A 9,017-nucleotide genomic window follows, 5' to 3' on the forward strand; every position below is an offset into this window, starting at 1 on the left:
GCCGTCGGCTTAATCGCAATTGTACACAATGGCATGGCGCTTGCAGAACTCCTGCAGAGAGAGTTCTCGCGGGGGCCTTGAGTCATGTTGAACTCAACCAAGCCGACACTGGGTGTCATCAGCGCCGAACCGGAGCCGGTCAAGCTCGACTGGCCGGCCACCGCGCTTCTCATCATCGACATGCAGCGCGACTTCATGGAGCCCGGCGGTTTCGGCGAGACGCTGGGCAACGACGTCAGCCAGCTCGCGCGTGCGGTGAAGCCGATCGGTGCCGTGCTGAAGGCCGCGCGGGATACCGGCATGCTGGTGATCCACACGCGCGAGGGCCATCTGCCCGATCTCTCCGACGCGCCGCCGGCGAAAGTCGAGCGCGGCGCGCCATCCCTTCGCATCGGCGACCCCGGTCCCATGGGACGCATTCTCATTCGCGGCGAGGCCGGCCACGACATCATCCCGGAGCTCTATCCGCTCGACAGCGAGATCGTGATCGACAAGCCCGGCAAGGGCGCATTCTACGCCACCGAGCTCACCGACGTGCTGGAGAAATACGGCATCGAAAATCTGCTGGTGTGCGGCGTCACCACCGAAGTGTGTGTCAACACCACCGTGCGCGAGGCCAACGACCGCGGCTATCGCTGCGTCGTCATCTCGGACGGCTGCGCGTCCTACTTCCCCGAATTTCACGAGATGGGCCTGAAGATGATCAAGGCCCAGGGCGGCATCTTCGGCTGGGTCGCAAGCTCAGCCGCGGTTCTGGAGGCGATGAAGATTTCCACATCAGCGTAGGGGCATCACGATGAGCACAGGCACGACAGGGACGGCCGGCACCTCCGAGTTCAAGCCGGCACTATGGACACCGGGCGACTGGAACGCGTTTTTCGGCTTCGGCACCAACATCCTCGTCAACATGCTGGTGCTCACGGGCCTGTTGCGCTTCGTGTTGAAGATGCCCGACTCACTCGTGTTCGGCCGCATCCTTCCCGCACTCGGGTTGATGATGTGCCTTTCCACCTTCTACTACGCGTACCTCGCCTATCGTCTCGCGCAGAAGACCGGTCGCAACGACGTCTGTGCGTTGCCGTCAGGCGTCAGCGTGCCGCATATGTTCATCGTCACCTTCGTGATCATGCTGCCGATCACGATCAAGACCGGCGATCCGCTCAAGGGCTGGTCGGCCGGCCTGGTCTGGGTGTTCTTCCAGAGCTTCATCCTGATGATCGGCGGCTTCATCGCGCCGTTCATTCGAAAGATCACGCCGCGCGCGGCGCTGCTCGGTACGCTCGCCGGCGTCTCCGTCACCTTCATCTCGATGCGACCGGCGCTCGAAATGTACATGACGCCACAGATCGGCCTGGTCTGCTTCGCCATCATCCTGGTGAGCTGGTTCGGCGGCGTGAAATATTGGCGCGGCATTCCCGCCGGTCTCGTTGCGATCGCGGTGGGCATGGTTATCGCCTGGGGCTCGAACCTGTTCGGCCTCGGTCTCGGCGGGCTCAGCGTCAAGGGCGTCGGTGATGCCTTTGCCAATTTCGGCTTCTCGGTGCCGATCCCGGCGGTGGGCTACGTCTTCTCTGGTTTCGAATTCCTCGGAATCATCCTGGTCACCGCCATTCCGTTCGGCATCTATGATCTTGTCGAGGCCATGGACAATGTTGAGAGCGCGGAAGCGGCCGGCGACGAATATCCGACCACGCGCGTGCTCACCGCCGACGGGATCGTCAGCCTGATCGGCTGCCTGATGGGCAACCCCTTTATCAACGCCGTCTATATCGGCCATCCCGGCTGGAAGGCGATGGGCGGCCGCATCGGCTATTCGGCCGCGACCGGCATCATGGTGGTGGTGCTGGCCTGGTTCGGCATCATCTCGGTGCTGCTGGCGCTGGTCCCGGTCGTCGCGATCTCGCCGATCCTGCTCTATATCGGCATGCTCATTGGCGCGCAGGCGTTCCAGACCACGCCGATCAAGCACGCGCCCGCGATCGTGCTGGCGCTGACGCCGCATTTGGCCGCCTGGGCCAAGCTCCAGATCGACACCATGCTGGGCTCGACCATGAACGCGGCTGCGACCGTCGGCGGAATGGCCGCCGACAAGGCCGACGCGGTCAAGGCGGCCGCGATTGCAGCGCTGCCGCAGCAGGGCGTGTTCTATCACGGACTCGAAGTGATGGGCGGCGGCTCCATCCTCGGCGGCCTGATCCTGGGTGCGATCGGCGTCTTCATCATCGAGCGCGACTTCGAGAAAGCCTCGGCATTCGCGCTGGTTGGTGCGGTCCTGACTTACTTCGGCTTCATGCACGGCGAAGCCGTCGGCATCGGCGGCGGATTTGGCGTCACGCCCGCGGTCGCGTTCGCCTATGCCGTGATGGCCGCCGGTCTGTTCGCGGCCAGCAGGCTCGGCGCGAGCGAGCCTTACATGCCGCACGCGGACATGCACGCGGCACCGGCGGAGTAGCTACCCGCCCTTGACGGCACCAGCGGTGAGCCCGGCGACGATCTGTCGCTGGGCGAACACCGTCAGCAGCAGCACCGGGAGGGTGACGATCAGCGCGGCGGCCGCGAGCGGCCCCCAGCTCAACTGGTCGAACGAAATCATGTTGTAGACGGCGACCGGCAGGGTGCGGGTCTCGCGTCCGGCCAGCACGATGCCGAACACAAAGTTGTTCCAGGAGAAGATCACAGCCAGGATGAAGGCAACGGCGATGCCGGGCTTGGCGATTGGCAGGGCAACGTGCCGAAAGACCTGCCAGCGCGTGGCGCCGTCGATGAGGGCTGCTTCTTCCAGCTCCATCGGCGTCGTCTCGAAATAGCCGATCATAATCCAGATCACGATCGGCACCGTGACCACGAGGTGGATGATGATCTGCGGCACCAGCGTGCCCAGCAATCCCAGCCATTGAAACATGAGAAACAGCGGGATCAGATAGGACAATCCCGGCGTGATACGGGCGATCAGGATCACGATCGCAGATTTGTGCGCGGCCATCCGCGCGATGCCGTAGCCGGCGGGAACGCCGACGAGCAGCGCAAGCAACGTCGCGCTGCCGGTCACGATCAGGCTGTTGATGAAATAGGTCAGGAAGCGGTTGGAGGCGAGCACGTCGGCATAGTTCTTCCAGGCGACATGCTCGGGGAAGAACACCGGCGGGTAGGCGGCGTTGTCGATCTCGAATTTGAGCGACAGCGACAGCATCCAGAGAAAGAACAGGATCGCCGGCGACACGATGAGGAACACCGAGAACCACAGGCCGATTTTGCCGACGATTTGCCTTGGACTCATGTGCCGCTCGCGATCTCGGTCCACAGCATGCGCTGGCGCGCGTAGAGCATCACCGCCGCAAGCAGGACGATCAGCAGGAAGAACACGACAGCAATCGCCGAGCCGTAGCCGAGGTCGTAGTAGGAGAAGGCGACGCTGTAGAGATAGATGTTGATCGTCTCCGACGCCGATCCCGGTCCACCCTGGGTGATTGCGAAAATGATGTCGAAGCTCTTCACGGCGTCGATCATGCGGATCATGCCGGCGATGAACAGGAACGGCATGATCAGCGGCAGGGTGATGAAGCGGAACACCTGCCAGATGCTGGCGCCGTCGATCTGTGCGCTTTCATAAGGCTCGGTCGGGATCGCGGCGAGGCCGCCGAGCACGATCAGCATGACCAGCGGCGTCCATTGCCAGGTCTCGACCAGCACCAGCGAAGGAATGACGGTGGCGGGATGGAATACCCAGAGCTGCGCAGGGATTCCGACCAGTGACAGCAGATAGTTCAGCACGCCGAGCTGCGGGTGGAACATCATGGTCCAGACCAGCGCGATCGCCACCGGCGTCGCCATCATCGGCATGATGAAGACGCCGCGCAGAAAGCCGCGGCCGGGAAATTTCTGGTGAAACACCACGGCCGCGAACGTGCCGAGGACGAGCGGCAGCAGCACGGACAGCATGGTGTAGACCAGTGTATGCCCGACGGCCTCGATGAAGCGGGGGTCGCTCGTCAGCCGCAGATAATTGGATAATCCGACGAACGTGGTCGAGGAGCCGACCTTCCACTCGTTCAGGCTCATCCAGATCGTGAAGACCCACGGGAAGATGATGATCGCGATCACGACGACCAGCGCCGGCACCACGAACGGCCAGTACGACGGCGGCCGCAACTCCTTCTCCGGCGCGACATCAGACTGTGCCGCGCCCGGAGTCGATTGTGTCAACGCACTCACGCCTTCTCGCTACGCTCCAGGATCGGCCGGTACTGATCGTTGGCCTTCTTCAACTCGGCGGCAGGATCGGCGCCGGACAAGGTCGCCGTGACGGCGGCGCCGACGATGTCGCGGAATTCGGCGACCGGGATCACGACGGGCAGGCCCAGCTTGCTGATCTTGCCGGAATCGATCACCGATTGCAGCCACTCCTTGGTCTTGACGCCCTTCTGGACCTCGGGATCGCCAAGGATCGAGTTGCGGAACGGTACGCCGCCGCCGGCCTGCAGCAGCCGCGCTCCTTGCGTTTTCGAGACCACCCATTGGCAGAGCAGATAGGCGGCTTCCTTGTTCTTGCTCGCAGCGGCAACGCCGATGCCGTCGCCATAGGTCGAGGAATATTGGCCCCTGGGGCCGGCGGGCACGACGGTGTAGCCGACCTTGCCGACAACGCGCGAGGCAGCCGGATCTTCCAGCGGCGGCGCCCAGCCGACGCCGTCGATCCACATCGCGGATCGGCCTTGCGTGAACGAGGCCATCGACTCCATCCAGTTAAAGCCGGCGACGCCTGGAGGTGCCGATTTGGTCAGGAGCGTCTGATACAGCTTGGTCGCGGCAATGGCTTCCGGACCGTCGGTCAGGATGTTGCCCTTGGCGTCGAGGAATTCTCCGCCATAGTTGAGGAAGAAGTTGCTCCACATCGCCATGTTGGCGTTGCGCAAGCCGCGCCCGACAAAGCCGTAGATGCCTTCCTTGGTATCGGTGAGCTTCTCGGCCGCCGCAGCCATCTCGTCGAGGGTCTTGGGAACGGCGACGCCCTTCTTCTCGAACAGCTCCTTGTTGTAATAGAGGATGAAATAATCGACCGACCACGGCAGCGACAGCATCTGGCCCTTGTCGTTCCTGGCGTATTGCAGGCCCGCGGCCGAGAAGTCACTTTCGACGAGATCGGGCGCGGTCAGCGCCGGGTCCTTCATGAAGGGCGTCAAGTCGGCGAGCCAGCCGGCCTTCTCGAACTGCCGCTTCTGCACGTGATAGCTGAGATGGACGACGTCGAAGCTCGGACGGCCCGAGGTGAACTCGATCACCACCTTCTGGCGCTGCTGCTGCTCGGGAATCTGCTCCGCTTCGACCTGGATGCCGGTGAGCTCGGTGAACTCCTTGACGTATTTTTGCAGGTTGTCGCCGCGGGGCCCCTTGGCGAGGATCACCTCGAGCTTGGTCCCTGCGTATTTCTTCCAGTTCACCTCGGCGCGCGCCGGCATTCCCGTCAGGCCGAGCGCTCCAGCTGCGGCCGTGCCGGTCAAGAGCGTACGACGCGAGATTTTGTGGTTGACCACTTTAGGTCCCTCCCTGTGACTCAATTTGGGCGGATACTAGCGGCCGTTCTGCGTCTGCCTAGCCCTAATCTGTGGAATTCAGGGCCGCACGGCCGGCGTTTCCATCGGCAAGCCATGCGCTCGCGACATCAGATAGAGTTCGAGCGCGACCAGCTCGGGCGCGCCGAAATCATAGGCCTGGGCGCGGACGCCCGTCATGCAACTGCGTAGCCGGCGCTCCAGCGATCCCAGCGTCTGCCATTCCAGGCGATAAAGCGGATAGCCGGTCGGCTGTCCCTGCGTGATCGGCGCGCCGGCAAGTCGCTTGTTGAAATTGTCATCGTGGCAATTGGTGCAGGCAAGGTTGAGCTGGCCCTCGCGCTGCATGAAGAGGTCGCGGCCCTGTTCGACGAATGGCTTCAGTTGCGGGTCGTCGCCAGCCGTGATCGCAGCGCCGCGCGATTGGTGCGCGACGTAGGCGGACAGGGCCAGCAGGTCGCGGCTCTCGTAGGGGAGCGCCGGTGCCTGCTGATGATTGCTGCGGCAGAGATTGATGCGCTGGTCGAGCGTGACGGGGCGCGCCAGCGCCTTGTCGAAGGCCGGATAGCGCGCGGCGACGCCTTTCATGCTGCCGCGTGCATCGCCATGGCAATCCGCACAGGCCTTGTCGGCGCTGCCGGTCCTCTTCGTCCACAACGCCTCACCATCGAGCACGAACAGCATCCCGGGATTTGAGGTGTCGTCATCCTGCATCGCGCGGGTGTCGAGCCCCATGAACGAATAGCCGGAGCGGCGCGCATCCGGCGGAATCTCGCCGGCGAGCAGGGCAGGGCCGGTGGCGAGGAGCGCCGCGGCCGATATCGTGCGCCAAAAACTCATTCGACCGTGATCGACGCCGATGCGCTGGACGAATAACCGTTATCGCCGATCCACTCGAACTCGAACTTGCCGCTCTCCTTCGCGACCGTGAAGAACGACAGATAGGGATTGGCCGCAATCGCCGGAAAGAGATCGGCGCGAAAAATCTCGGTGCCGTTATAGCGGCACGTAAAGCTCGTGATGATGTCGCGCGGTACCAGCGCCCCATCCGCGGTGTGGCGGAAGCCGGTCTCCATGATGTGCGAGGTCAACGTGCGGATCTCGATGATTTCGCCGCGTCTGGCTTTCGTGGGAACGTTGATGAGCGCAGCCATCAATTCATCTCCTCGGTGCAGGCGGCCAGCGTCACGACGATTTCGGTCGTGACCTGCCAGAACGTATCGTCGGAAAGACGCGCGATCGCCACCACCTTCTGGGTGTCGGCGAGCCGAATCCGGGTCGAGATTTGGGCGCGGCCGGAGGAGGGGCCGAGATGGAAGTTGCCGATGTTCGGCTGCGGGTTCTTCTCGTTGAAGACGTGGATGCTCTTGACGTAGTCGTCCGCCGTCATCGGGCTCGCGACGCTCACGGTCATCGGCACCGTGTTGCCGTTCTCGACCAGCGGCGGAATGTCGAGCTTCACCTTGCCGGTGCGGACCGGTGCTTCGCCGACCACGTTGCGGATCGCGGCATTGAGCATCGCCGGTGTCGCCTCGAGCGGCCGCAGCGTGACGATCGGGATCGTTCCGGCGACCGTCACGCTTCCGGCAAGAGTCAGGAATTGTCGTCGCGTGGTCGGCATGAACAGTCCTAGTCCCGAAGCGTTGCAAGAAAAGCCACGATGTCCTCGATCTCGGCGGCGGACAAGATCGGTTTGCCGGCGAAATTTCGCCCGACCCGCACGAGGTGGTCGGTGCGATAATAGGACGGCATGATGGTCTCAGGGTTGAAGCGCGCCGCATCGACCAGTCGAAGCCGCAACTGGCTCACCGTCCAGCGGTTCCCCGCACCCGAGAGGTCAGGCGCGAGGTCGCCCTGGAACCGGGTTTCGGAGAAGGGACCGGAATGGCAGAGGATGCAGGTCGTCGTGCGCGCGAGCACGAGCGCGCGCCCGCGCGCGGCATCGCCGGGCGCGCCGGTGAGCGATTCCGCGATGCCGTCGCCGACGACGTTGTAGGGCACAAGCTCGTCCGCGTTAGCAGCGCCGGCAACACTTGCGGCGATCAGAGCTGCGATATGGACCGATGCTTTAGCCAAAGGTGTCCGCCGTGATGGTTTGAAACCAGCGCTCGGCATCGGTCGCCTCGCGGGCACGCAATTCGCGCGGCGCATCGACCGGGCTGGTCGCTCCGCCCTCGACCTCGGCGAAGATGTCGCCCCTGGGCTGGTAATTGCCCGCGAGTGAAAAGCCGTAGCCGGGTGCGACGATGTTGTAGCAGACGCCTATCAGTCGCGGCGTGTCTGGTGCGCGGCCGGCAAGGAGGTTCACGATCGCGGCAGCGCAGGCCTTGCCCTGTGCGCTTGCCGCGGACGCCGATTTGGGAATGCCCCCGCCGAGGCAGGCATCGCCGACGACGTGGATATTCTGGACAAGTTTCGATTCGAAGGTCACGGGATCGATCGGGCACCAGCCGGTGGCATCCGCAGCGCCCGCGATCTCGGCGATGCGTCCCGCTCGCTGCGGCGGAATGACGTTGGCGACGTCAGGCGTGTAGTTGCCGAATTCGGTGACGATGGTCCTTGTCGCGGGATCGATCGAGGTCACGCGGCCGCCTTGCGACAGAGAGATGCGTTCGATCATATCGCCGTACAGCTCTTTCCACGCCCTCTCGAACAGTCGCTGCTGGGAGAAGCTGTCCTTGGCGTCGAGGATCAAGACCTTTGAGCGTGGCTTCTTCGTTTTCAGGTAATGCGCGATCAGGCTGGCGCGCTCGTAAGGCGCCGGCGGACAGCGCGAGGGATTGGCGGGGATCGCAATGGCGACGGTGCCGCCGTCCGGCATTGCCTCCAATTGGCGACGCAGCAGCAGCGTCTGTGCGCCGGCCGTCCAGGCGTGCGGCATTTTTTCTGATGCCGCGTCGTCGTAGCCGGGCAGGGCTTCGAAATGGAAGTCGATGCCGGGGGAGAGTACGAGACGATCATAGGGCAGCGCAACGCCATCGGCAGTCATGACGCTGCGCAGTTGCGGCTCGATTGTGGTTACGGCCTGGCTGATCACCGTGACGCCCTCGGCGGCGAGTCTGTCATAGCCAAACTGCTGCGCGTCGATTTCGCGCAGACCCGCGATCACCTCGTTGCTGAACGGGCAGGAGGTGAAGACGGGACTGGGTTCGATCAGGATGACTTGCAAGTTCGCCTGCGCGCGCTTCAGCGCGCGGGCGCACGCCGCACCGCCAAAGCCGCCGCCGACCACGACGACGCGGCCTGCCGATTGCGCGCGCAGGATCGAAGGGACGGCGATTGATGTGGCCGCGGCGGTGATGCCGAGGACGGCATCCCGCCGTGTCACCGACGCATTCATGGGTCTTGTCCGGAAAGTGTGCCGCGGGGGGCGGTTCCGGCCCCCCCCGGGGGTATAAGGGCAGGGGTTGTTTTTGTGGGGGGACCCCCCCCAAACCCATATGTTTGAACGGGCCCCCACAAAAAACA

10 protein-coding genes are annotated in these 9,017 nt (G+C 63.7%); 2 read left to right on the plus strand and 8 right to left on the minus strand.

Annotated elements, in window-relative coordinates; all coding sequences use genetic code 11:
• Positions 1-84 precede the first annotated feature (84 nt).
• Together ABIB91_RS39015 and ABIB91_RS39020 are read left to right on the plus strand one after the other, a co-directional pair.
• Positions 85-786 (plus strand): cysteine hydrolase family protein, encoded by a 702-nt coding sequence (locus ABIB91_RS39015; protein ID WP_007594065.1) that lies wholly within the window; start codon positions 85-87, stop codon positions 784-786.
• Positions 787-796: 10 nt separating this feature from the next.
• On the plus strand, positions 797-2,452 hold the full coding sequence (locus ABIB91_RS39020) for a regulator (protein WP_354163289.1): 1,656 nt from the start codon (positions 797-799) through the stop codon (positions 2,450-2,452).
• Here the strand turns inward: ABIB91_RS39020 and ABIB91_RS39025 are convergent, their stop codons facing one another.
• The 8 genes from ABIB91_RS39025 to ABIB91_RS39060 form a co-directional block, all read right to left on the minus strand.
• Positions 2,453-3,277 (minus strand): carbohydrate ABC transporter permease, encoded by an 825-nt coding sequence (locus tag ABIB91_RS39025; RefSeq protein ID WP_354163286.1) that lies wholly within the window; start codon positions 3,275-3,277, stop codon positions 2,453-2,455.
• A complete protein-coding gene (locus ABIB91_RS39030; RefSeq protein ID WP_354163283.1) occupies positions 3,274-4,212 on the minus strand; it encodes a carbohydrate ABC transporter permease in 939 nt (312 codons plus the stop codon). The genes ABIB91_RS39025 and ABIB91_RS39030 overlap by 4 nt, the downstream gene beginning before the upstream one ends.
• A complete protein-coding gene (locus ABIB91_RS39035) occupies positions 4,209-5,531 on the minus strand; it encodes an ABC transporter substrate-binding protein (RefSeq protein ID WP_354163280.1) in 1,323 nt (440 codons plus the stop codon). The genes ABIB91_RS39030 and ABIB91_RS39035 overlap by 4 nt, the downstream gene beginning before the upstream one ends.
• 78 nt (positions 5,532-5,609) lie before the next feature.
• Positions 5,610-6,389 carry a sulfur oxidation c-type cytochrome SoxA gene (gene soxA / locus ABIB91_RS39040; RefSeq protein WP_354163277.1) on the minus strand — a complete coding sequence of 260 codons (780 nt, stop codon included), beginning with the start codon at positions 6,387-6,389 and terminating at the stop codon, positions 5,610-5,612.
• Positions 6,386-6,703 (minus strand): thiosulfate oxidation carrier complex protein SoxZ, encoded by a 318-nt coding sequence (gene soxZ, locus ABIB91_RS39045; RefSeq protein WP_219682779.1) that lies wholly within the window; start codon positions 6,701-6,703, stop codon positions 6,386-6,388. Before soxZ ends, soxA begins: the two co-directional genes overlap by 4 nt.
• Entirely contained in the window at positions 6,703-7,170 is a 468-nt protein-coding gene (locus tag ABIB91_RS39050; RefSeq protein WP_354163274.1) for a SoxY-related AACIE arm protein, read from the minus strand. Before ABIB91_RS39050 ends, soxZ begins: the two co-directional genes overlap by 1 nt.
• Positions 7,171-7,178: 8 nt before the next feature.
• Positions 7,179-7,625, minus strand: coding sequence for a sulfur oxidation c-type cytochrome SoxX (soxX, locus tag ABIB91_RS39055; RefSeq protein ID WP_354163271.1), 447 nt, complete (start codon positions 7,623-7,625; stop codon positions 7,179-7,181).
• Positions 7,618-8,889 carry an FCSD flavin-binding domain-containing protein gene (locus ABIB91_RS39060; protein WP_354163268.1) on the minus strand — a complete coding sequence of 424 codons (1,272 nt, stop codon included), beginning with the start codon at positions 8,887-8,889 and terminating at the stop codon, positions 7,618-7,620. Before ABIB91_RS39060 ends, soxX begins: the two co-directional genes overlap by 8 nt.
• Positions 8,890-9,017 lie beyond the last annotated feature (128 nt).

The sequence above is a fragment of the Bradyrhizobium sp. JR4.3 genome (genome assembly GCF_040547695.1).
Taxonomy (GTDB): domain Bacteria; phylum Pseudomonadota; class Alphaproteobacteria; order Rhizobiales; family Xanthobacteraceae; genus Bradyrhizobium; species Bradyrhizobium canariense.